At 65.5% G+C, this 23,842-nt stretch carries 20 protein-coding genes; 14 read left to right on the forward strand and 6 right to left on the reverse strand.

All coding sequences use genetic code 11. From position 1 onward, the window contains the following. The first annotated feature begins 217 nt into the window (after window positions 1-217). From L6D77_RS00670 to prpD, 6 genes are all read left to right on the forward strand, one after another. The gene (locus L6D77_RS00670; RefSeq protein WP_232879898.1) at window positions 218-934 is read left to right on the forward strand and encodes a GntR family transcriptional regulator; all 717 of its coding nucleotides are present in this window, start codon (window positions 218-220) and stop codon (window positions 932-934) included. Then, window positions 931-1,821 carry a methylisocitrate lyase gene (prpB, locus tag L6D77_RS00675; RefSeq protein ID WP_153785912.1) on the forward strand — a complete coding sequence of 297 codons (891 nt, stop codon included), beginning with the start codon at window positions 931-933 and terminating at the stop codon, window positions 1,819-1,821. Before L6D77_RS00670 ends, prpB begins: the two co-directional genes overlap by 4 nt. 168 nt (window positions 1,822-1,989) lie before the next feature. Beyond that, window positions 1,990-3,117 carry a bifunctional 2-methylcitrate synthase/citrate synthase gene (prpC, locus tag L6D77_RS00680; RefSeq protein WP_232879897.1) on the forward strand — a complete coding sequence of 376 codons (1,128 nt, stop codon included), beginning with the start codon at window positions 1,990-1,992 and terminating at the stop codon, window positions 3,115-3,117. A 145-nt stretch (window positions 3,118-3,262) separates the two neighbouring features. Next, a complete protein-coding gene (gene acnD / locus L6D77_RS00685) occupies window positions 3,263-5,851 on the forward strand; it encodes a Fe/S-dependent 2-methylisocitrate dehydratase AcnD (protein WP_232879896.1) in 2,589 nt (862 codons plus the stop codon). A 60-nt stretch (window positions 5,852-5,911) separates the two neighbouring features. Continuing rightward, window positions 5,912-7,102: a 2-methylaconitate cis-trans isomerase PrpF gene (prpF, locus tag L6D77_RS00690; RefSeq protein WP_232879895.1), complete on the forward strand. Its 1,191-nt coding sequence runs from the start codon at window positions 5,912-5,914 to the stop codon at window positions 7,100-7,102. A 148-nt stretch (window positions 7,103-7,250) separates the two neighbouring features. Beyond that, a complete protein-coding gene (gene prpD, locus L6D77_RS00695) occupies window positions 7,251-8,735 on the forward strand; it encodes a 2-methylcitrate dehydratase (protein ID WP_232879894.1) in 1,485 nt (494 codons plus the stop codon). Between the two features lie 184 nt (window positions 8,736-8,919). Here prpD and acnB read toward each other — a convergent pair whose 3' ends face one another. Beyond that, entirely contained in the window at window positions 8,920-11,529 is a 2,610-nt protein-coding gene (acnB, locus tag L6D77_RS00700; protein ID WP_232880189.1) for a bifunctional aconitate hydratase 2/2-methylisocitrate dehydratase, read from the reverse strand. 406 nt (window positions 11,530-11,935) lie between these two features. Between acnB and L6D77_RS00705 the strand changes: the two genes are divergently transcribed. Next, the gene (locus L6D77_RS00705) at window positions 11,936-12,415 is read left to right on the forward strand and encodes a DUF1289 domain-containing protein (RefSeq protein WP_232879893.1); all 480 of its coding nucleotides are present in this window, start codon (window positions 11,936-11,938) and stop codon (window positions 12,413-12,415) included. Window positions 12,416-12,548: 133 nt separating this feature from the next. Here the strand turns inward: L6D77_RS00705 and queD are convergent, their stop codons facing one another. Further along, complete coding sequence (gene queD / locus L6D77_RS00710; protein WP_232879892.1) at window positions 12,549-12,905, reverse strand: 6-carboxytetrahydropterin synthase QueD; 357 nt, start codon at window positions 12,903-12,905, stop codon at window positions 12,549-12,551. 53 nt (window positions 12,906-12,958) lie between these two features. Continuing rightward, window positions 12,959-14,038 carry a patatin-like phospholipase family protein gene (locus L6D77_RS00715; RefSeq protein ID WP_232879891.1) on the reverse strand — a complete coding sequence of 360 codons (1,080 nt, stop codon included), beginning with the start codon at window positions 14,036-14,038 and terminating at the stop codon, window positions 12,959-12,961. Between the two features lie 181 nt (window positions 14,039-14,219). Between L6D77_RS00715 and L6D77_RS00720 the strand changes: the two genes are divergently transcribed. From L6D77_RS00720 to L6D77_RS00740, 5 genes are all read left to right on the forward strand, one after another. Continuing rightward, on the forward strand, window positions 14,220-14,528 hold the full coding sequence (locus L6D77_RS00720) for a PepSY domain-containing protein (protein ID WP_232879890.1): 309 nt from the start codon (window positions 14,220-14,222) through the stop codon (window positions 14,526-14,528). Then, entirely contained in the window at window positions 14,528-14,842 is a 315-nt protein-coding gene (locus L6D77_RS00725) for a PepSY domain-containing protein (RefSeq protein WP_232879889.1), read from the forward strand. Before L6D77_RS00720 ends, L6D77_RS00725 begins: the two co-directional genes overlap by 1 nt. Further along, window positions 14,843-15,511, forward strand: coding sequence for a response regulator transcription factor (locus tag L6D77_RS00730; protein ID WP_232879888.1), 669 nt, complete (start codon window positions 14,843-14,845; stop codon window positions 15,509-15,511). Then, window positions 15,508-16,827, forward strand: coding sequence for a sensor histidine kinase (locus L6D77_RS00735; RefSeq protein ID WP_232879887.1), 1,320 nt, complete (start codon window positions 15,508-15,510; stop codon window positions 16,825-16,827). Before L6D77_RS00730 ends, L6D77_RS00735 begins: the two co-directional genes overlap by 4 nt. Window positions 16,828-17,195: 368 nt before the next feature. Further along, the gene (locus L6D77_RS00740; protein WP_232879886.1) at window positions 17,196-18,353 is read left to right on the forward strand and encodes an HPP family protein; all 1,158 of its coding nucleotides are present in this window, start codon (window positions 17,196-17,198) and stop codon (window positions 18,351-18,353) included. On the opposite strand, the gene L6D77_RS00745 is transcribed toward L6D77_RS00740, so the two are convergent. Together L6D77_RS00745 and L6D77_RS00750 are read right to left on the reverse strand one after the other, a co-directional pair. Then, a complete protein-coding gene (locus L6D77_RS00745) occupies window positions 18,327-19,193 on the reverse strand; it encodes a LysR family transcriptional regulator (RefSeq protein WP_232879885.1) in 867 nt (288 codons plus the stop codon). The genes L6D77_RS00740 and L6D77_RS00745 overlap by 27 nt on opposite strands. An 83-nt stretch (window positions 19,194-19,276) precedes the next feature. Beyond that, window positions 19,277-19,768 carry an Lrp/AsnC family transcriptional regulator gene (locus L6D77_RS00750; RefSeq protein WP_232879884.1) on the reverse strand — a complete coding sequence of 164 codons (492 nt, stop codon included), beginning with the start codon at window positions 19,766-19,768 and terminating at the stop codon, window positions 19,277-19,279. 121 nt (window positions 19,769-19,889) lie between these two features. Here L6D77_RS00750 and L6D77_RS00755 point away from each other — a divergent pair, with 121 nt between their 5' ends. Further along, window positions 19,890-20,924 carry a histone deacetylase family protein gene (locus L6D77_RS00755; protein WP_232879883.1) on the forward strand — a complete coding sequence of 345 codons (1,035 nt, stop codon included), beginning with the start codon at window positions 19,890-19,892 and terminating at the stop codon, window positions 20,922-20,924. Window positions 20,925-21,033: 109 nt separating this feature from the next. Continuing rightward, a complete protein-coding gene (locus L6D77_RS00760; RefSeq protein WP_232879882.1) occupies window positions 21,034-22,443 on the forward strand; it encodes an amino acid permease in 1,410 nt (469 codons plus the stop codon). Here L6D77_RS00760 and L6D77_RS00765 read toward each other — a convergent pair. Next, entirely contained in the window at window positions 22,412-23,701 is a 1,290-nt protein-coding gene (locus tag L6D77_RS00765) for a leucine-rich repeat-containing protein kinase family protein (RefSeq protein WP_232879881.1), read from the reverse strand. The two genes, L6D77_RS00760 and L6D77_RS00765, sit on opposite strands and share 32 nt — an antisense overlap. Window positions 23,702-23,842: the final 141 nt, after the last annotated feature.

The following is a 23,842-nucleotide window of genomic DNA, read 5'->3' on the forward strand; positions in this document are numbered from 1 at the left end:
TCAGCATGAAATGATGACAGGCAGCGTATCCATGCTCCCGAAGGAGCGCGGCATTCTATCACGCCGATGTGTTGACGCCAGCGCACCCGCGATCAGACCGCACGGGGGAGCGGTAAGTTCGTTATTAGACAATTGTCGACAATGTTCTTTTTGTCTTTGACTCTTCTGGTCGGTTTAGCTAGTTTTGCCGTCATTGAATGCGAAGGTGTCGACAATCATGCTGGACACAGCCCAAGCCACCCCCATCCTGCAGGACGAGACCGAGACCCTCTCGGAAAACGTCTTCCGGCGTATCCAGGCGGCCATCGTCAAAGGCGAAATCGCGCCCGGCAGCAAGATCTCCGAGCCGGAGCTGGCACGCACCTATGGCATCAGCCGCGGCCCGCTGCGCGAGGCGATTCACCGCCTGGAGGGCCAGCGCCTGCTGGTGCGGGTGCCACACGTCGGCGCGCGGGTGGTGTCGCTCGGCCATGCCGAACTGATCGAGCTCTACGAAATCCGCGAGTCGCTCGAAGGCATGGCCTGCCGGCTGGCCGCCGAGCGCATGAGCCAGGCCGCCATCGACGAGCTGCGCCATGTGCTCGACACCCACGAGCGCGATGCCGCCTTCCAGGCCGGGCAGGGCTACTACCAGCAGGAAGGCGACCACGACTTCCACTACCGGATCATCCAGGGCAGCGGCAACCAGACCCTCTACAAGATGCTCTGCGGCGAGCTCTATCAACTGGTGCGCATGTACCGCATCCAGTTTTCGACCACGCCCAACCGGCCACGCCAGGCCTTTGCCGAGCACCACCGCATTCTCGACGCCATCGAAGCCCGCGACGGCGAGCTGGCAGAACTCCTGATGCGCCGCCACATCGGCGCGTCCAAACGCAATATCGAGCGTCACTACCAAGGCGCCGACAACAATAGCCCACGAGGTGAGTCATGACAGTGAAGAGCACGCCCGGCCAGCGTTTCCGTGACGCGGTTGCCGCCGAACATCCGCTGCAGGTGGTCGGGGCCATCAACGCCAACCATGCCCTGCTGGCCAAGCGCGCCGGCTTCAAGGCCATCTACCTGTCCGGTGGCGGTGTCGCCGCCGGCTCCCTGGGCCTGCCGGACCTGGGGATAAGCAACCTGGACGACGTGCTCACCGACGTGCGCCGTATCACCGACGTGTGCGACCTGCCGCTGCTGGTGGATGTCGACACCGGTTTCGGCGCCTCGGCCTTCAACGTCGCCCGCACCGTCAAGTCGATGAGCAAGTTCGGCGCCGCCGCCATCCATATCGAAGACCAGGTCGGCGCCAAGCGCTGCGGCCACCGCCCGAACAAGGAGATCGTTTCCCAGCAGGAGATGGTCGACCGCATCAAGGCCGCGGTGGATGCCCGTACCGATGACAGCTTCGTGATCATGGCGCGCACCGACGCCTTGGCGGTGGAAGGCCTGAACGCAGCCCTGGACCGCGCCGCCGCCTGCATCGAAGCCGGCGCCGACATGATCTTCCCGGAAGCCATCACTGAACTGTCGATGTACAAGACCTTCGCCGACCGGGTCAAAGCCCCGATCCTGGCCAACATCACCGAATTCGGCGCGACGCCGTTGTACACCACCGAAGAGCTGGCCTCGGTGGACGTGTCGCTGGTGCTGTACCCGCTGTCGGCCTTCCGTGCCATGAACAAGGCGGCCGAGAACGTCTACACCGCGCTGCGCCGCGACGGCACGCAGAAGAACGTGATCGACACCATGCAGACCCGCATGGAGCTCTACGATGCCATCGGCTACCACGCCTTCGAGCAGAGCCTCGATGCGTTGTTTGCCCAGAAAAAAGCCTGATCCCGTGCAGGCCGCTTCGCGGGTGAGCCCGCTCCCACAGGGTCTGTGAAGTATTCCGAACCTGTGCAAACCCTGTAGGAGCGGGCTTGCCCGCGAAGAGGCCAGTACAGGCAATCACCCGAATTAGCCAGACAGCTTCCATAACAAATTCAAGAAAGGAGAAACACCATGGCCGAAGCAAAAGTACTCAGTGGCGCAGGCCTGCGTGGCCAGGTGGCCGGGCAGACCGCGCTGTCGACCGTCGGCCAGGCCGGTGCCGGCCTGACCTACCGCGGCTATGACGTGCGCGACCTGGCCGCCGGCGCCGAGTTCGAGGAAGTCGCCTACCTGCTGCTGTACGGCGAGCTGCCAAGCAAAACCGAACTGGCCGACTACAAGCGCAAGCTCAAGGGCCTGCGCGACCTGCCGCAGGCACTCAAGGAAGTGCTCGAGCGCATCCCGCGCGACGCCCACCCGATGGACGTGATGCGTACCGGCTGCTCGGTGCTCGGCACCCTGGAGCCGGAACTGACCTTCGACGCCCAGCACGACAAGACCGACCGCCTGCTGGCGCTGTTCCCGGCAGTGATGTGCTACTGGTACCGCTTCACCCACCACGGCGTGCGCATCGACTGCAGCAGCGACGAAGACACCATTGGCGGCCACTTCCTGCACCTGCTGCACGGCAAGAAGCCAAGTGAATTGCACGTCAAGGTGATGAACGTCTCGCTGATCCTGTACGCCGAGCACGAGTTCAACGCCTCGACCTTCACCGCCCGTGTGTGTGCCTCGACCCTGTCCGACCTGTACTCCTGCATCACTGCGGCCATCGGCTCGCTGCGCGGCCCGCTGCACGGTGGTGCCAACGAGGCGGCGATGGAACTGATCGAGCGCTTCCAGAGCCCGCAGGAGGCCACCGCCGAGCTGCTGCGCATGCTCGAGCGCAAGGACAAGATCATGGGCTTCGGCCACGCCATCTACAAAGAGTCCGACCCGCGCAACGAGGTGATCAAGGGCTGGTCGAAGCAGCTGGCTGACGAAGTGGGTGACAAGGTGCTGTACCCGGTCTCCGAAGCGATCGACAAGACCATGTGGGAGCAGAAGCGCCTGTTCCCCAACGCCGACTTCTACCATGCCTCGGCGTACCACTTCATGGGCATCCCGACCAAGCTGTTCACGCCGATCTTCGTCTGCTCGCGCCTGACCGGCTGGGCCGCGCACGTGTTCGAGCAGCGCGCCAACAACCGCATCATCCGCCCGAGCGCCGAATACGTAGGCGTCGAGCAGCGTCAGTTCGTGCCGATCGAACAGCGCTGAACAAGAAATAGAGAGGCAACCCGTCCCGTGTGGGAGCGGGCTTGCCTGCGAAAGCGGTGTCACGTTAACCGACGCTTTCGCGGGCAAGCCCGCTCCCACAGGGGCGGTGGATTCTTCCGATTACCGTGACCGAGCCTGATTCGCTATGAACACCGAATTCCGCAAGTCCCTGCCAGGCACCGCCCTGGACTACTACGACGCCCGCGCCGCGGTCGAGGCGATCAAGCCCGGCGCCTACGACGGCCTGCCGTATACCTCCCGCGTACTGGCCGAAAACCTCGTGCGCCGCTGCGATCCGGCCACCCTCAACGCATCGCTCGAGCAACTGATCGAACGCAAGCGCGACCTCGACTTCCCCTGGTTCCCGGCCCGCGTGGTGTGCCACGACATCCTCGGCCAGACCGCGCTGGTGGACCTGGCCGGCCTGCGCGACGCCATCGCCGACAAGGGCGGTGACCCGGCCGCAGTCAACCCGGTGGTGCCGGTGCAACTGATCGTCGACCACTCGCTGGCGGTGGAGTGCGGCGGCTTCGACCCGCAGGCCTTCGAGAAGAACCGCGCCATCGAAGACCGTCGCAACGAAGACCGCTTCCACTTCATCAACTGGACCAAGAAGGCGTTCAAGAACGTCGACGTGATCCAGCCGGGCAACGGCATCATGCACCAGATCAACCTGGAGAAGATGTCGCCGGTGATCCACAGCGAACGCGGCGTGGCCTACCCGGACACCTGCGTCGGCACCGACAGCCACACCCCGCATGTCGACGCCCTGGGCGTGATCGCCATCGGCGTCGGTGGCCTGGAGGCCGAGAACGTGATGCTCGGCCGGGCCTCGTGGATGCGCCTGCCGGAAATCGTCGGTGTCGAGCTGACCGGCCGCCTGGCGCCGAACATCACCGCCACCGACCTGGTGCTGGCGCTGACCGAGTTCCTGCGCAAGCAGAAAGTGGTGGGTGCCTACCTGGAGTTCCACGGTTCCGGTGCCAGCGCGCTCACTCTGGGCGACCGCGCCACCATCTCCAACATGGCCCCGGAATACGGCGCCACCGCGGCGATGTTCGCCATCGACCAGCAGACCATCGACTACCTCAAGCTCACCGGCCGCGATGACCAGCAGGTGCAGTTGGTCGAGACCTACGCCAAGGCCGCAGGCCTCTGGGCCGACAGCCTGGCCAAGGCCGAGTACGAGCGCACCTTGAGCTTCGACCTGTCGAGCGTGGTGCGCAACATGGCCGGCCCGTCCAACCCGCACGCCCGGGTGGCCACCAGCGACCTGGCAGCCAAGGGCATTGCCGGGCAATGGCAGGAGGTGCCGGGGCAGATGCCGGACGGCGCGGTGATCATCGCCGCCATCACCAGCTGCACCAACACCAGCAACCCGCGCAACGTGATCGCCGCCGGCCTGCTGGCGCGCAACGCCAACAAGCTCGGCCTGGCCCGCAAGCCGTGGGTCAAGTCGTCGCTGGCGCCAGGCTCCAAGACCGTGCAGCTGTACCTCAAGGAGGCCGGGCTCGAGCAGGAGCTGGAGCAACTGGGCTTCGGTGTCGTCGCCTTCGCCTGCACCACCTGCAACGGCATGTCCGGTGCGCTGGACCCGGTGATCCAGCAGGAGATCATCGACCGCGACCTGTACGCCACCGCCGTGCTGTCGGGTAACCGCAACTTCGACGGGCGTATCCACCCCTACGCCAAGCAGGCCTTCCTCGCCTCACCGCCGCTGGTGGTGGCCTACGCCATTGCCGGCACCATCCGCTTTGATATCGAGAAGGATGTGCTGGGCGTGGTCGACGGCAAGGAGATTCGCCTCAAGGACATCTGGCCAAGCGACGAAGAAATCGACGCCGTGGTGCGCGCCTCGGTCAAGCCGGAGCAGTTCCGCCAGGTGTACATCCCGATGTTCACTATCGAGGAGGACAAGGGGCCGAAGGTTGCGCCGCTGTACGACTGGCGCCCGATGAGCACCTATATCCGCCGCCCGCCTTACTGGGAAGGGGCCCTGGCCGGTGAGCGCACGCTGCGCGGCATGCGCCCGCTGGCGGTGCTGCCGGACAACATCACCACCGACCACCTGTCGCCGTCCAACGCCATCATGCTCGACAGCGCCGCCGGTGAATACCTGGCGAAAATGGGCCTGCCGGAAGAGGACTTCAACTCCTACGCCACCCACCGTGGCGACCACCTGACCGCCCAGCGCGCCACCTTCGCCAACCCCAAGCTGTTCAACGAGATGGTGCGCAAGGACGATGGCAGCGTGAAGCAGGGCTCGCTGGCGCGCATCGAGCCGGAAGGCAAGGTGACCCGCATGTGGGAAGCCATCGAAACCTACATGCAGCGCAAGCAGCCGCTGATCATCGTTGCCGGTGCCGACTACGGCCAGGGCTCGTCCCGTGACTGGGCGGCCAAGGGTGTGCGCCTGGCAGGGGTGGAGGCGATCGTCGCCGAAGGCTTCGAGCGTATCCACCGCACCAACCTGGTGGGCATGGGTGTGCTGCCGCTGGAGTTCAAGCCGGGGACCGACCGCAAGACCCTGGAGCTCGATGGCAGTGAAGTCTACGACGTGCTTGGCGAGCGCAAGCCACGCGCCACGCTGACCCTGGTGGTCACCCGGCGCAATGGCGAGCGTGTCGAGGTGCCGGTGACCTGCCGCCTGGATACCGCCGAAGAAGTGTCGATCTACGAGGCGGGCGGGGTGCTGCAGCGCTTTGCCCAGGACTTCCTGGAAGGCACGGCCTGAGTGAAGAAGGGGCTGCTGCGCAGCCCTTTCGCCGAAACGAAAAGATCAGGAAAAACTGCAATGGCCCACGTACCCCAAGTCAAAATCCCCGCCACCTACATCCGTGGCGGCACCAGCAAAGGCGTGTTCTTCCGCCTGCAAGACCTGCCCGAGCAGGCGCAGGTCCCAGGCCCTGCCCGTGATGCCCTGCTGCTGCGGGTGATCGGCAGCCCCGACCCTTACGGCAAGCAGATCGACGGCATGGGCGGCGCGACGTCCAGCACCAGCAAGACCGTGATCCTGTCGAAAAGCATCAAGCCCGAGCATGACGTCGACTACCTGTTCGGCCAGGTGTCGATCGACAAGGCCTTTGTCGACTGGAGCGGCAACTGCGGCAACCTCTCGGCTGCGGTCGGCTCGTTCGCCATCAGCAGTGGCCTGGTCGATGCCGATCGGGTTCCGCGCAACGGCATCGCTACCGTGCGCATCTGGCAGGCCAACATCGGCAAGACCATCATTGCCCATGTGCCGATCACCGAGGGTGAGGTGCAGGAAACCGGTGACTTCGAACTCGACGGCGTCACTTTCCCGGCCGCCGAGGTGCAGCTGGAGTTCCTCGATCCGGCCGCCGACGAGGATGGCGACGGCGGGGCGATGTTCCCCACCGGCAACCTGGTCGATGACCTTGAAGTGCCGGGCGTCGGTACTTTCAAGGCAACCCTGATCAACGCGGGTATCCCGACCATCTTCATCAACGCCGCCAGCCTCGATTACACCGGCACTGAGCTACAGGATGCGATTAACGGCGATGCGGCGGCCTTGGCACGGTTCGAGACCATTCGCGCACACGGCGCGGTACGCATGGGGCTGATCGAACATGTCGACCAGGCTGCCGGGCGTCAGCACACGCCCAAGGTCGCTTTCGTTGCGCCACCAACCACCTACACTGCTTCCAGCGGCAAAGTGGTCAGTGCGGGCGATGTCGATTTGCTGGTGCGCGCCCTGTCCATGGGCAAGTTGCACCACGCCATGATGGGTACCGCGGCGGTGGCCATTGGCACCGCGGCGGCGATTCCCGGGACCCTGGTCAACCTTGCCGCTGGCGGTGGCGAACGCAGTGCGGTGCGCTTCGGCCATCCGTCCGGGACGTTGCGCGTCGGCGCCGAGGCCCGTCAGGTGGACGGGCAATGGACCGTGACCAAGGCAATCATGAGCCGCAGTGCTCGGGTGCTGATGGAGGGCTGGGTGCGCGTGCCTGGCGATAGCTTCTAACGCACCAATGGCGCTCGGTTTTCGTTGAACGGGGCCGCTTTGCGGCCCATCGCTGGCAAGCCAGCTCCCACAGAGACCGCATTCTCCTGTGGGAGCTGGCTTGCCAGCGATGGGCTGCAAAGCAGCCCCGGTTCCAAAGGAGCCGCAAATGAGCGCCAACGCTGATCCGAACACCCGCCCCGACTACGACCAGGTCCTGCAGACCCTCGCCGACTACGTGCTCGGCTACCGCGTCGAATCCCCTGAAGCCCTGGATACCGCCCGCCACTGCCTGATGGACACCCTCGGCTGCGGCCTGCTGGCGCTGCGTTTCCCCGAATGTACCAAGCTGCTCGGCCCGCTGGTGGAAGGCACGGTGGTCCCCAATGGTGCTCGCGTACCCGGTACTTCCTACCGCCTCGACCCGGTCAAGGCTGCCTGGGACATTGGCTGCATTGTCCGTTGGCTGGACTATAACGACACCTGGCTGGCCGCCGAATGGGCCCATCCTTCGGACAACCTGGGCGGCATCCTTGCGGTCACCGACCACCTGTCGCAGAAGCGCGTGGCTAGCGGCGAAGCGCCGCTGACCATGCGCGATGTGCTTGAGGCCATGGTCATGGCCCATGAGATCCAGGGCGTGCTGGCGCTGGAGAATGCTTTCAACCGGGTCGGCCTGGACCATGTGGTGCTGGTCAAGGTGGCGTCGACGGCGGTGTGCGCCAAGCTGATGGGCGCCAACCGCGATCAGTTGCTGTCGGCACTGTCCCACGCGTTTGTCGATGGCCAGGCCCTGCGCACCTACCGCCATGCGCCGAATGCCGGCTCGCGCAAGTCGTGGGCGGCGGGGGACGCTTCCAGCCGGGGTGTGCGCCTGGCCGATATCGCCCTGCGCGGTGAGATGGGCATCCCGGGTGTGCTCAGCGCCGCGCAGTGGGGCTTTTACGATGTTTCGTTCAGCCACAGCAACAAGGACCTGGCCCTCAAGCAAGAGGCCCAGCGTGAATTGCGCCTGCCGCAACCCTTCGGCAGTTACGTCATGGAAAACATCCTGTTCAAGGTCAGCTTCCCCGCCGAGTTCCATGCCCAGACCGCCTGTGAGGCGGCGGTGATGCTGCACCGGCAGGTGCGCAACCGCCTGCACGAGGTCGACCGCATCGTTATCGCCACCAACGAGTCGGCGATCCGCATCATTTCCAAGGAAGGCCCGTTGGCCAACGCTGCCGACCGTGACCATTGCCTGCAATACATGACCGCGGTGCCGCTGATCTTCGGCGACCTGGTGGCCGAGCACTATGAAGACAGCTTCCACGCCGCCCACCCGAGCATTGACCGCTTGCGCGAGAAGATGGAGGTGGTCGAGGAGCCGCGTTTCAGCCGCGAATACCTGGAAGCCGACAAGCGCTCGATCGCCAATGCCGTGCAGGTGTTCTTCAAGGACGGCACCCACACCGAGCAGGTGGTGGTGGAGTACCCGATCGGCCATCGCCGCCGGCGGGAGGAGGGGCTGCCATTGCTGGAGGCCAAGTTCAGGGCGAACCTGGCGACGCGGTTCGTGCGTCAGCGCTGTGAGGAAATCGTGGCGTTGTGCAAGGACCAGGCGAAGCTGGAGGGCATGCCGGTGCACAGGTTTGTCGATCTGTTCGTGATTTGAGGCTGCCTGTTGCGGCCTCATCGCTGGCAAGCCAGCTCCCACAGGTTTGGCGCAGACCTTGAGCACTGCGCGATCCTGTGGGAGCTGGCTTGCCAGCGATGAGGCCGGCAGTTCTAACAAAAAAAGCCCCGGTATCGCTACCGGGGCTTCTTCTTACCGCTTGTAACTTACCACTTTCAGCTGCTTACGCCTGAACCACCGGGATCTTGGCGTTGGCGGCCGCTTCGCGGAACTCGGCGATCTGGTCGAAGCTCAGGTAGCGGTAGACGTCGGCAGCCATGCTGTCGATGTCCTTGGCGTACTGCATGTACTCTTCGACGGTCGGCAGCTTGCCGATGATCGAAGCCACTGCAGCCAGCTCGGCCGAGGCCAGGTACACGTTGGTGGCGTCGCCCAGACGGTTCGGGAAGTTGCGGGTCGAGGTGGAGACCACGGTCGAACCGGTCTGCACACGTGCCTGGTTACCCATGCACAGCGAGCAGCCTGGCATTTCCATGCGCGCACCGGCCTTGCCGTAGATGCCGTAGTAGCCTTCTTCGGTCAGCTGGTGGGCGTCCATCTTGGTTGGCGGAGCCAGCCACAGACGGGTAGGGATACCGCCCTTGACCTTGTCCAGCAGCTTGCCGGCAGCGCGGAAGTGGCCGATGTTGGTCATGCACGAACCGATGAACACTTCGTCGATCTTCTCGCCCTGTACCGAAGACAGCAGGCGGGCATCGTCCGGGTCGTTCGGCGCGCAGAGCACAGGCTCTTTGACGTCGGCCAGGTCGATCTCGATGATCTCGGCGTATTCGGCGTCGGCGTCGGCAGCCAGCAGCTCAGGCTTGGCCAGCCAGGCTTCCATGGCCTGGGCGCGACGCTCCAGGGTACGGGCATCGCCGTAGCCTTCGCCGATCATCCAGCGCAGCAGGGTGATGTTGGACTGCAGGTACTCGGCAACCGCCTTCTCTGGCAGCTTGATGGTGCAGCCGGCAGCGGAACGTTCGGCCGAGGCGTCGGACAGTTCGAACGCTTGCTCGACGGTCAGCTCGTTCAGGCCTTCGATTTCCAGGATGCGGCCGGAGAAGGCGTTGATCTTGCCCTTCTTCTCGACGGTCAGCAGGCCTTTCTGGATGGCGTAGTAAGGGATGGCATGAACCAGGTCACGCAGGGTGATGCCAGGCTGCAGCTTGCCCTTGAAGCGCACCAGGATCGACTCTGGCATGTCCAGCGGCATGACGCCGGTGGCAGCAGCGAAGGCTACCAGGCCGGAACCGGCCGGGAACGAGATGCCGATCGGGAAGCGGGTGTGCGAGTCGCCACCGGTGCCGACGGTGTCAGGCATCAGCATGCGGTTCAGCCAGCTGTGGATGATGCCGTCGCCTGGGCGCAGCGACACGCCGCCACGGGTGCGGATGAAGTCTGGCAGGGTGTGGTGGGTGTTGACGTCGATCGGCTTCGGATACGCGGCGGTGTGGCAGAACGACTGCATCACCAGGTCGGCGGAGAAGCCCAGGCACGCCAGGTCTTTCAGCTCGTCGCGGGTCATCGGGCCAGTGGTGTCCTGGGAGCCGACGGTGGTCATCTTCGGCTCGCAGTAGGCACCTGGGCGCACGCCCTGGCCTTCCGGCAGGCCGCAGGCACGGCCGACCATCTTCTGCGCCAGGGTGAAGCCCTTGGTCGAAGCGGCAGGCTGCTCGGGCTTCTTGAACAGGTCGGATGGACCCTGGCCCAGCTCGGCGCGGGCTTTTTCGGTCAGGCCACGGCCGACGATCAGCGGGATACGGCCGCCAGCGCGGACTTCATCGAGCAGCACTTCGGTTTTCAGCTCGAAGCTGGTGACCAGCTCGTCGCTGCCGTTGCGGCGCACTTCGCCCTTGAACGGGTAGACGTCGATGACGTCGCCCATGGCCAGGTTGGTGCAGTCGAATTCGATCGGCAGGGCGCCGGCGTCTTCCATGGTGTTGTAGAAGATCGGGGCGATCTTGGTGCCGAAGCAGAAGCCGCCAGCGCGCTTGTTCGGTACGTACGGGATGTCGTCGCCGAAGAACCACAGCACCGAGTTGGTGGCGGATTTACGCGAGGAACCGGTACCGACCACGTCACCGACGTAGGCAACCGGGTGGCCTTTGGCCTTGACCGCTTCGATCTGGGCCAGCGGGCCGACCGAACCAGGCTGCGAAGGCTCGATGCCGTCGCGGGCCATCTTCAGCATGGCCAGGGCGTGCAGCGGGATGTCAGGGCGCGACCAGGCGTCCGGGGCAGGGGACAGGTCGTCGGTGTTGGTTTCGCCAGGCACCTTGAACACGGTCAGGGTGTACTTGTCGGCGATGGCAGGGCGCGAGGTGAACCACTCGCCGGCAGCCCAGGATTCCAGTACGGCCTTGGCGTGGACGTTGCCCGCCTTGGCTTTTTCGGCCACGTCGTGGAAGGCATCGAACATCAGCAGGGTGTGCTTGAGCTGTTCGGCCGCGACGGCGCCCAGTTCGGCGTCATCCAGCAGCGCAACCAGCGTCTCGATGTTGTAGCCGCCCTGCATGGTGCCCAGCAGCTCGGCAGCGCGCTTGCGGTCGAGCAGTGGCGACTTGGCTTCGCCCTTGGCGATGGCGGAGAGGAACGCGGCCTTGACGTAGGCGGCTTCGTCCACCCCTGGCGGAACGCGGTTGGTGATCAGGTCTACGAGGAAGGCTTCTTCGCCGGCCGGCGGGTTTTTCAGCAGCTCGACCAGGCCTGCGGTTTGTTCGGCGTTCAGCGGCTGGGGCACGATACCCAGAGCGGCACGCTCTTCGATGTGTTTGCGGTAGGCTTCAAGCACAGTTATTACCCTCATCAGTGGTCCCTAAAGGGAGTCCGGGACGCTCATCCAGCATTCAAAGCACCCATGCGCAGCGCCGACTTTTTGAGTCGCACCGCCAGGGTCGCAAAGAATCCTTACAGAAGCTGCTTTCAAAGTTTTACGCCTGTAGAACGGGAGGCTGATGAGGGCTGGCACGGGCATGCGAGGGATGCATGGCCCGGGCCAACGCCGTTCTACCGGATCAACTGTGCTCGTGACGCTTTGAAAACAGCTTCCAACGGACATTGTTGCCTTGAAAAGGCGGAGTGATTCTACGGCAAAAAAACGGCGAAGGTAAGGCGGCGAAGATGACTTTAACGAGTGACCCTGGTTAGACAAAGGGCTAACATGAGCCGGTGTTCCGCCTTCAAGCTGTTGTTTTCCAATGACCAACCAGTCCATCAAGACCCCTTGCGTCGGCCTGTGCTCCACGGTGTATGGAGACCTGGTGTGCCGTGGCTGCAAGCGTTTTCACCACGAAGTGATCCACTGGAACGGCTACGACGACGAGCAGAAGCGCGCCGTGTGGCTGCGCCTGGAGCAACTGCTGGTGCAGGTGATGATGGCCAAGCTGGAAGTGTTCGACAAAGGCCTGCTGCGCCAGCAACTGGAGCAGCGCTCGATCCGCTTTGTCGTGCAGCAGTCGGAATATTGCTGGGCTTACCAGCTGATCGCCCGGGGCGCGCGGATGATCCGCGATGTGGAGGCCTACGGGATGGCGTTGCTGCCGGAGTTTCGCGATTGGGACCTGCCGCAACTGCGCGATGCCATCGATCGCGAGTTCTTCTTGCTGTCCGAGGCGCATTACCAGCGCTATATCGCCCCGAGTTTCTTGCGTGATGCCTTGGCGAATGGGCAGGGCTGAAGCTTTGCTCCCTCCTTCGCGGGTAAATCGCTGCGGCGAACAGCCGCTCCCACAGGAACTGCGCTGACCTCAAGGACGGCGTGATACCTGTGGGAGCGGGTTTACCCGCGAAGAGGCCAGTGAAGCGATCGAATCAGTCGCCGGTGTACTCACACCCGCTGGTGCAGGTTTCATGAATGCGTACCTTCGACAGCTCCGGCAGCAGCGGCTTGACCTGGTCCCAGATCCACTTGGCGATCACTTCGCTGGTGGGGTTTTCCAGGCCGGGGATGTCGTTCAGGTAGTTGTGGTCCAACTGCTCGTAGATCGGCTTGAAGATCGCCTTGATCTCGGAAAAGTCGCGGATCCAGCCGGTGTGCGGGTCGAGCGGGCCGGTCAGGTGCAGGGCAACCTTGAACGAGTGGCCATGCAGGCGGCCGCACTTGTGCCCATCGGGGACGTGGGGCAGGCGGTGGGCCGATTCGAAAGTGAATTCCTTGAAGATTTCCAAGATGTCAGGACTCTGTGTGTATCAATGATGCGCGCAGTCTACCAGCATGCCCGCTACAAGGCTTGCAACCGATCCTGCAACCGCCCGGTGGCGATCAGTTCCAGCCATTCGTCGCCCAGGCGCCGGCTCTCGGCGATGGCCTTGTACCAGTAGCGCTTGCGGCTCGGCGCATCGCCCATGAAGCATTTGAAATCATTGCGGTCGGGCAGCTTGCCGTAGGGCAGGGCGGCCAGGTATTGCGGCGACGGGGTCATCAGCAGCACGTTCTGCAGGCGCGTGGCGTCGCCCTTGCGCCATGGCAGGGCCTTGTCGAACCAGCCGGGCACCACCTTGTCGGTGAAGTGCGGGTAGAGCACCAGGTCGTCGCCCTGGTAGGGCAGGTCCAGGTGATAGTCGAGCAGGCCGCCGTCGCGGTAGGTGCCGGCCCCGGCGCCGGGGATGTCGCGTACACCCTCCATGACCATGGGGATCGAGCCCGAGGCGAGCAGCGCCTGGCGCAGGTTGGCCAGGTCCAGCGGCAAGTAGCGCGAAGGGAAGTCGGTGAGTGCGTCCAGCGGTGGCGCGGCGCGCTGGTCGTGCAGGATCACCCGTTCGAAATGCCGGCCCAGGTGCGCACGGCCCAGCAGGTTGCTGGCGATCACCGAAGACAATCCCAGGCCCAGGCGGCCACGGTGGTCGTGGGCGAGCTGGCCGTGGCTTTTGACCACCAGGATGTTCAGGCGGTAATGCGGGTTGCCGAGGATCTGCCCGTCGCGGCCCTGCAGCAGGTCGTCGAGCATGCGTTGGCTGCTCTGGCTGATCTGCCTGGGGGTGACGCCTTTGGCAAAGTCCTGCTCGGTGTACAGCTCGCCCAGGCGGCGCAGGCCGGCCACCGGGTCGTCGAGGCAGGCGCTGGCGAAGCGCCAGGAACCGATCGACGCGCCGATCAGCGCGCGCTGGCGTGGAGCGGTGGGCAGCCATTCACCGAACAGCGCCAGGTCCAGGCCCTGGATGCCCAGCGGCTTGGGGCCGCCAGCGGCGCCGGGCAGCACACCGACATCGGCCGCCTGCAGGCCGCGCTCGCGGATCTGCCGCAGGGCGCGCTGGCCGGCCTTGAAGGTCAGGGCGGGGTATTTGATGTGGATGGCGGTCATCGGGGGTCTCTAGCCGGGGCAGGCGCGCAGTATAGGCCCAATCGCGGGGCAAGCCTGCCCCACGAACGTTGCAGGGCATCATCTGCGCTATCATGCGGCCAGCTGTATTCAGGTTGGATTAAGGACCCCCGGTTAGTCTTGTTTGCGTAGACAACTTGCTCATCTCCAAGGAGAGACCCCCATGAAAACCCTGACTGCCCTGTTCACCGCCGCCGCCCTCGCAATGGGTGCCAACGCCGCCTTCGCCAAGGACGTGCAGCCCGATGAAGTGGTCAAGCTGGTGAACGCCAAGACCATCAAGTCGCTGGACGAGCTCAAGGCCGCCGCCGTGGCCAAGCACCCCGGTGCCACCGTCACCGACTCCGAGCTCGAGGACGAATACGGCCGCTACATCTACAAGGTCGAGCTGCGCGATGCGCAGAACGTCGAATGGGACGTCGACCTGGACGCCAAGACCGGTGAAGTGCTGAAGGACGCGCGGGACAATTGATGAACGCACTACCGCAGGCGGCGCGCTGCCTGGCCCTGGCCTTGCTCGGCATGTGCTCGCTGGCCGCCGCCCGCGACCTGGATCAGGACGAGGCCCTGGCGCTGCGCCAGCAGGGCATCATCCTGCCCTTCGAGCAATTGCTCGAGACCGCCCTGGGGCGTTACCCCGGGGCGCGTCTGCTGGAGGCGGAGCTGGAAGAAAAGCACGGCCGCTATGAATACGAAGTCGAGCTGCTGACCCCCCAGGGCGTGGTGCGCGAAATCAAGCTCGACGCCCGTTCCGGCGAGCTGCTCAAAGACGAGGAAGACGACTGAATGCGCCTGTTGCTGGTCGAAGACAATGTGCCCCTGGCCGATGAACTGATTGCAAGCCTGCAGCGCCAGGGCTACGCGGTGGACTGGCTGGCCGATGGCCGCGACGCGGTGTACCAGGGCCAGAGCGAGCCGTACGACCTGATCATCCTCGACCTCGGTTTGCCGGGGTTACCTGGGCTTGAGGTGCTGGCGCAATGGCGCGGGGCCAACCTCGCCACCCCGGTACTGATCCTCACCGCGCGCGGCTCGTGGGCCGAGCGGATCGAAGGCCTCAAGGCCGGCGCCGACGACTACCTGAGCAAACCCTTCCACCCCGAGGAATTGCAACTGCGTATCCAGGCCCTGCTGCGCCGCGCCAAGGGCCTGGCCAACCAGCCGAAGCTGGAAGCCGCCGGCCTGCACCTGGACGAGTCGCGCCAGTGCGTCAGCCGTGAAGGTGTCGATGTCCAGCTGACCGCCGCCGAGTTCCGCCTGCTGCGCTACTTCATGCTGCACCCAGGCCAGGTGCTGTCCAAGGGCCACTTGGCAGAGCACCTCTACGACGGCGAGACCGAACGTGATTCCAACGTGCTTGAAGTGCACGTCAACCACTTGCGCCGCAAGCTCGGGCGCAGCGTGATCGAAACCCGCCGTGGCCAGGGCTACGTGTACGCCGGGAGCGGCGCGTGAAGTCGATCCAGGCGCGTTTGAGCCTGGGGCTGGTGGCGGTGCTGGTGGTGGTGGGCCTGGCGTTTGCGCAACTCACCCTGTGGCTGTTCGAGGCCGGCCTGCAGCGTTACCTGGAGACCGGCCTGCGCAAAGAGAGCGAGAACCTGCTCGTGGCGCTGGTGCGCGGGCCGTCCGGCCTGCAACTGGACGAGCGGCGCATATCGGCGGCCTACCAGCGCCCCTTCTCGGGCTACTACTTCCGCATCGATTTCGACCAGGGCACCTGGCGCTCGCGCTCGCTGTGGGACCTGGACATGCCCAAGCCCGCCAAGCCCGGGCTGGACGACGGCCATGAGCTGGGCCCCGAGGGCCAGCAACTGCTGGCCTACCGCGGTGACTACCGGCGCCTGGGCCAGGACATCTCGATCAGCGTGGCCCAGGACTATTCGCCGGTGCGCGAGGGTTTCCGGCGCATGCAGCAGATCGGCCTGGGCATGGGCCTGGTGGCATTGCTGCTGGTGCTGGTGCTGCAGCGCATTACCGTGACCCGCTCACTGCGCCCGCTGGAGCGCGCCCGCCAGCAGATCGCCCAGTTGCAGCAGGGCCAGCGCTCGCAGCTGGATGCCCAGGTGCCCAGCGAATTGCAGCCGCTGGTGGATCAGATCAACCACCTGCTCAACCACACCGAAGACAGCCTGCGCCGCTCGCGCAATGCCCTGGGCAACCTGGGGCATGCGCTGAAGACGCCGCTGGCGGTGCTGCTCAGCCTGGCCGCCAGCGAGCGCCTGCAGGCACTGCCCGAGGTGCGCGCACAGATGCGCGAGCAGCTGCAGCAGATCCAGCAGCGCCTGGCCCGTGAACTCAACCGTGCGCGCCTGGCCGGGGATGCGCTGCCTGGCGCGCAGTTCGACTGCGATGCCGAGCTGCCGGGGTTGCTGGCGACGTTGGGGATGATCCATGGCGAAGGGCTGTTGCTGGCGCGCGACGTACCGCCCGGGCTGTTGTTGCCGTGGGATCGCGAAGACCTGCTGGAGTTGCTTGGCAACCTGCTGGACAACGCCTGCAAATGGGCCGACAGCGAGGTGCGCGTGGGCATGGCGGCGACCCCGGAGGGCTACCAGCTGTGGGTCGACGACGATGGCCCCGGCATTCCCGAGTCGCAGCGCCTGCAGGTGCTCGAGCGCGGTTCGCGGCTGGACGAGCAGGTCGATGGCCATGGCCTGGGGCTGGGTATCGTGCGCGATATCGTCGATGCCTGGGGTGGGCGCATCGCCTTGCTGGAGAGCCCGCAGGGCGGCTTGCGGGTGAGCATTGACCTGCCGCGCAAGGGGCGTTGAGCCCCGCCGCCTGCAGGAGCGGCCTTGTGCCGCGATAGGGCCGCGCAGCGGCCCCAGGATCTCAGAGGGTCACCGCGCAGATTGCTGGGGCCGCTGCGCGGCCCTATCGCGGCACAAGGCCGCTCCTACACAAAGCGAACGGGCCAGAACAGGAAGCAGATCAACCCTGCAAAAAAATTGCAGTACAGCCGCAGTTTTTTGAATTGGCAGTCAAACACCCCCGCCCGGCACAATCCCTCCACGAAACCCTCCGGTTTCCATCTCTCCACGGACGGAGCCCCTTGCGCTATTGCCTCTGCAATACCGGGCCCAGGAGCACATGCACTGGGCTTTCTTTTAAATCAAAAAAACACGATTCCATTACTTCGATGCCTGCCTCTCGCCCCGAAAACCGTTTTCAGCGCCTGCTCCCGGCGCCCCTGAACATCCCCCCCAAAGAATGGCTGCGCGCAGGCCTTGGCGCGCTGCTCGGCCTGTTCCTCGCCGGCTATCTGTGCAGCCTGGCCTACGGCCCGTCGATTGCCTTGCACCTGCTCGGCCCGTTGGCGGCCTCGGCGGTGCTGGTGTTCGCCGTGCATTCCGGGCCGCTGGCCCAGCCATGGCCGGTGGTGGGCAGTTATGCGCTGGCCGGCGCCGTGGGCCTGGCCATGCGTCACGGCTTCGGCGACGGGTTGTGGGTGGCCGCCGCCGCGCTGGCGCTCGCCACCCTGGTGATGTGCCTGCTGCGCTGCCTGCACCCGCCGGGCGGCGGCGTGGCGGTCAGCGCGGTGCTGGCCGACCCGGGGCTGGTGGCGATGGGTGACCATATGCTTGAGCCCGTGCTGCTCAATGCGCTGATCCTGGTGGCTGTCGCGGTGGCCTACAACCGCCTCACCGGCGTGCGTTACCCCAAGGGCGCGGCGCCGCGCAAAGACCTGCACCACACCCATGACCCGCTGCCCGGCGAGCGCGTGGGCATCAACGCCGACGACCTGGACCAGGCCCTGGAAGACATCGGCGAATTCGTCGACGTGACCCGCGAGGAGCTTGCGCGGATCATCCTGGCCACCGAGCAGCATGCGTTGCAACGCAGCCTTGGCGGCATCACCGCAGGCTCGGTAATGTCCCGCGACGTGCAGTCGGCCACGCCGCGCACCAGCCTTGATCAGGCCTGGAAGATGCTCGCCAGCCACCACCTGAAAACCCTGCCGGTGCTGGACAACGGCCGCCTGGTGGGCATCGTCAGCCTCAGCGACCTGGTCGGCGCGGCCATGGCGCGGGGCCGCTTCAGCTGGCGTGGCGTGTTCCGCCGCAACACCGTGCGCCTGGAGCAGGTCATGAGCCGGCGCGTCGTCAGTGTGAGCAGCCAGCACCCGCTGGAGCGCCTGCTGCCACTGCTCAGCGAGCAGGGCCTGCACTGCCTGCCGGTGCTCGACGGCGACAGCCTGGTGGGGGTGATTACCCAGACCGACCTGATCGCCGGCCTCAAGCGCCATTTGCTCAATACCGCTGTCAGGGTTTCAGATCAGCGGGTCCCAGCGCTGTGACCAGTCGCTTTCGCCGGCAGCCACCAACCGGCGCAACACATCGAACGACTGCTGCAGGGCCTCGCTGTCGCGTTCGCGGGCGTACACCAGGAAGGTCGGGTAGGTGAACTCCGGTGCCTCGGGCACCCGCTCGAACACCCCGCTTTGCAGGTAGGCCTGCACCACCCGCGTGCGGAAGTAGCCGCTGCCGCCCTGGTCGAGGATGAACTGCAGGGCCAGCGGCCCGAGGTTGAAGCTCAGCGCCGGGCGTGACAGGTCGGGCAGGGCGGCGTCGTGCTGGCGGCGGAAGGCCTCGCCCCAGTCGATGTAGATGTATGGCTCGGGCCGGTCCACCCGGCGCACGCGGATCAGCTTCTCTTCCATCAACTGCTCCACCTGCAGGCCCGGGCCGTAGGTCGGCTGGTACACCAGCGCGGCGTCGAGCAGGCCCATCTCCACCTTGCGCAGCAGCGACTCGCCGTCGCTCACCTCGCTGCGGATGGCATGGCCTTGCAGTTCGCGGTGCAGGGCGCTGACCCAGTCGAGCATCATCGGGTTGCCCAGGCTCACCTCGCCCCCAACATGCAGCACCTGCTGGCAGCCTTGGGGTAGCGGCAGGTCGCGGCGCGCGGCTTCCCAGGTCTGCACCAGCTGGTTGGCGTAGGTGACGAAGGCCTCGCCGTCACTGGTCAGGCTGGCGCCGTTGCGGCTGCGTACGAACAGCTGGCAGCCCAGTTGCTGTTCCAGCCGTTGCACCCGCGCGCTGATGGCCGTCTGCGACACGAACAGGCGCTCGGCGGCGGCGACCAGGCTGCCGCAACGCACGATTTCCAGGAAGGTTCGGGCCTGATCGATGTCCATGACGCTGCTCTGTGGCGGGAAGGGCGCCTAGTCTAGAGGCTTTGCACCGAAATGGGGCGGTGAAGTGGCTTGGTCCATCGCCATCAGCCCTCAGGTATCGCCACCCGCGTGCTGGCCTTCACCTCGCGCAGCGCCAGGCTCGACTGGATCGAGGCGATCCCCAGCTGCCGGCGCAGCACCTGTTCGATGAATTCACTGTAGCTGTCCAGGTCCTCGGCCAGCACCTGCAGCAGGTAGTCGGCATCGCCGGTGATCTTGTGGCAGGCGACCACCTCGGGCAGCGCGCGCACCACCGCCTCGAAGTCGTCCGGCGCCTTGTCGCCGTGGCTGGCGAAACGCACCTGGACGAAGGCAAGGATCTCCAGGCCCAGCAGGCGGCGGTCGAGGTTGGCCTGGTAGTCGCGGATCACGCCTTCCTCTTCCAGGCGCCTGCGCCTGCGCCAACAGGGCGTGACGCTGAGCGACAGGCGCTCGCTCAACTCGGCGTTGGACAGGCTGGCGTCGGCCTGCAGCAGGGCGAGCAGGGCACGGTCGGTGTCGTCGAGGGTGACCTGCTTGGATAATTTTTTCGCCATGGGTGCCAGTCCTGAAATAACAGACTCGAAAAGCTAACATTGCGAGTCAATAAAGCAAAGAACGCCCAGCGCCTGCGCAATAGCCTAGTGGTCAACCAACCACCACACAGGCTTCGCCACCATGTTGACCGTCTTCAGCGCCAACCACCGCCTGCACCATGGCACAGAGCTCAAGGATGGCGTGCTCAAGCCATCGTTCGAACAACCCAGCCGCGCCGACACCGTGTACGACCGGGTGCGCACGGTCGGCCTCGGCGATATCGTCTCGCCGCAGGCCTTCGACCGGGCCTGCTACGTCAAGGCCCACAGCGAGCGTTACGTGCACTTCCTGGAAACCGCCTGGCAGCAGTGGACCGCCCTGGGCCGCAGCCATGACGCGCTGCCGTTGGTGTGGCCGGTACGCGACCTGGCCGGCGAGCGGGTCCCCCGGCATATCGATGGCCAGCTCGGGTTCTTCGCCATGGACGCCGGGGCGCCGATCACCGCCACCACCTGGCGGGCGGTGAAGACCAGCGCCGACCTGGCGCTGACCGGCCTCGAACTGCTCGACCAGGGCCAGCAGGCCGCCTTCGCCCTGTGCCGCCCGCCGGGGCATCACGCCGCCCGCGAGTACATGGGCGGTTACTGCTACCTGAACAACGCCGCGATTGCCGCCGAGCATGCCTTGACCCGTGGGGCAACCAAGGTCGCGGTACTGGACGTCGACTTCCACCACGGCAACGGCACTCAGACCATTTTCTACGACCGCCCGGACGTGCTGTTCGTCTCGCTCCACGGCGAACCGGCGGACTCCTACCCGTACTTCTGCGGCTACGCCGACGAGGTTGGCGCAGGCGCGGGCGAGGGCTTCAACCTCAACCTGCCACTGCCCAAGGGCACGCGCTGGGCGGCCTACCAGCAGGCCCTGGAGCAGGCCTGTGCACGCCTGCGCCGCCATGCGCCCGAGGTACTGGTGGTGTCACTGGGCGTGGACACCTTCAAGGACGACCCGATCAGCCACTTCCAGCTCGACAGCCCGGACTACCTGGCCATGGGCCGGATGATCGCCGCCGTGGGCGTGCCGACCCTGTTCGTCATGGAGGGCGGCTACATGGTCGATGAGATCGGCATCAATGCGGTGAACGTGCTGACCGGGTTCGAAGAAGCCCGTGGCTAAGGCCGTGCTGGCCCAATCGCTGCGGCGAACCGCAGCGATTGGGCCAGCACGGCCACACAAGTTTCAAAACTGCCTCGAAAACACCAACAACAATCCCAGAGGTTTCCCCATGCAGCCTGAATCCCCGGCAGCCCCAGGCGGCCGCCACCTGCAACGCACCCTGAGTAACCGCCATATCCAGCTGATTGCCCTCGGCGGCGCCATCGGCACCGGCCTGTTCATGGGCTCGGGCAAGGTCATCGCCTTGTCCGGCACCTCGATCCTGCTGGTCTACATGATCATCGGCTTCTTCCTGTTCTTCGTCATGCGCGCCATGGGCGAGCTGTTGCTGTCGGACCTCAACTTCAAGTCGTTCGCCGACTTCGCCGGTGCCTATATCGGCCCGCGCGCGGCGTTTTTCCTGGGCTGGTCGTACTGGCTGAGCTGGAGCGTGGCGGTGGTCGGCGATGCGGTGGTGGTCGGCGGCTTCTTCCAGTACTGGTTCCCCGGGGCACCCGCCTGGGCACCGGCACTGGCGATGCTGGTCACCCTGTTCACCCTCAATGTGCTGACGGTGAAGGCATTCGGCGAGGTCGAATTCTGGTTCGCGATCATCAAGATCATCGCCGTGCTGGCATTGATCGCGGTGAGCCTGGTGCTGATTGCCACGGCGTTCGTGTCGCCCACCGGGGTGACCGCTTCGCTGTCGCACCTGGTGCAGCCGGAAGCGGCGTTTCCCCATGGACTCAGTGGATTCTTCGCGGGCTTCCAGATCGCCATCTTCTCGTTCGCCGGCACCGAACTGATCGGCACCACCGCCGCCGAAACCCGCGACCCGCGGCGCAGCCTGCCCAAGGCGATCAACGCCATCCCGGTGCGCATCATCCTGTTCTACGTAGTGGCACTGGCCTGCATCATTGCCGTCACCTCGTGGGCCAAGGTCGCGCCCAACCGCAGCCCGTTCGTCGAGCTGTTCCTGCTGGCCGGTTTCCCGGCGGCGGCGGGCATCGTCAACTTCGTGGTGCTGACCTCGGCCGCCTCGTCGGCCAACAGCGGCGTGTTCTCCACCAGCCGCATGCTGTTCGGCCTGGCCGAGCGCAGCCAGGCGCCCGGTGTGTTCCGACGCCTGTCGGGCAACAGCGTGCCGTTGGCCAGCCTGGGCTTCTCGTGCCTGTTGATGCTGCTGGGGGTGCTGCTGCTGTTCATCTTCCCCGAGGTGATGACGGTGTTCACCCTGGTGTCGAGCCTGTCGGCGGTGCTGGTGATCTACACCTGGTCGACCATCCTGGTGGCCTACCTGGGCTACCGCCGGCGCCATCCCGAGCGTCACGCCCGGGCCAGTTTCCGCCTGCCCGGCGGGGTGCCGATGGCCTGGCTGAGCCTGGCGTTCCTGCTGTTCGTGCTGGTGCTGCTGGCACTGCAGCCGGACACGCGCATGGCGCTGTACGCGATGCCGCTGTGGTTCGCCGGCCTGGCCATCGCCTACCGGCGCCTGGCCAGGCGTGCGCTCAGCCTGCCAGCAATGCCGACAGCGCGCTGAACGAAGGGCGAGTCGCCACGTCGGGGTGCTGGCAGCGTCGGGCCAGTTGGTGCAGCGATGCATCGCCCTCCTGGCACTGCGTGAGCAGCTCTTCGACGAGGATGCCGAAGGCCCGCACCTCCAGGCGTTCAAGGGCGTTGGCCTGTGGTCCTGCATCCAGCGGGTGGAACGAGGCGGCGCCGAAGTCACCCAGCAGGCACTGGCCGTCCTCGGCGAACAGGATGTTGTGCCCGTACAGGTCGCCGTGGCTCAGGCCACGGGCGTGCAGGTGCGCGCACACCGAGGCGATGCTGCTGGCCAGACGGCGTACCACGGGCAACGCAAGCTGGCGGCCCTCTGGGTGACGGTCGCGGGTACAGCTGTCGAGGCTGGGCGGCCCGGCGAGGTTGCGCCAGGTCGGGTCGATCAGTTGCATCACCAGTGCCGGCAATTGCTGGGGATGGTCGTCGATACGGCCGATCAGGCCCACCAGTTGGTGGTGATCGCCGGCGGCGATGCAGGCGCGCATTTCCGCAAGGGGCGAGCCGTCGCTGGTCATTGCACCTTTGTACAGCTTGACGGCCACCGGGCTGTCATGACCCTGGCGGTAGGCACGGTGGATCAGCCCGGAAGCGCCGCGTCCCAGTTCTTCTTCGAGTTGCACGTCCTGCCAGCGAATGCTCGGGCAGTGGCCGTCCACCTCGGGTGGGCCGAAACCGCGCGTCATCGGGTTGTCGGCATAGGCCAGCCAGGCCAGGCTGGGCAGGCGCAGCAGCCAGTCGGGCAGGTTGCTCAGCTGGTTGCTGGCGATGCGTAGCAGCTCCAGCCGTTCGCAGCGGGCCAGGCCCTCGGGCAGCTGCGTGAGGCGGTTGCCGGCGAGCATCAGTTTTTGCAGGTGCAGGCAGTCACCCAAGGCGTCCGGCAACTGCTGCAGGCGGTTGTCGGTAAGTACCAGCGAGCGCAAGCGCGGGGGGAGTGCCTGGGCATCGACGTATTCAATGCGGTTGCTCTTGAAACCCACGGTTTCCAACGCCTGGCAGCGTCCGATGCCAGGGGGTATGCGGATAAAGCGGTTGTTGGCGCAGAACAATACCTTCAACCGGGTCAGCCGATACAGGTCGTCAGGCAGCTCGGTCAGCACGTTGTCGCTGAGGTCGAGCACTTCCAGGCTGTCAGCCAGTTCGAAGATCTCTCGGGGAAATTCACCCAGCCCCTGGTTCAGGTTCAGGCGGGTGATGCCGCGCAGGCGGCCGGCGCGCAGGTCGTCGAGGGTATGCATGCAAGGCTCTGCTGTCGAGGGGCTGGCCATTCTACGGGGTTGCACCGTGCAAATCTGCATATGGGTTGCGACTTAAGTCCGGTGGCGGGCGAGTGGCGCCGGTCCATACTCAAGCTTCGCCCTTCAATAACAACAAGTACC

The organism is Pseudomonas parasichuanensis (genome assembly GCF_021601385.1).
GTDB classification, from domain to species: domain Bacteria; phylum Pseudomonadota; class Gammaproteobacteria; order Pseudomonadales; family Pseudomonadaceae; genus Aquipseudomonas; species Aquipseudomonas parasichuanensis.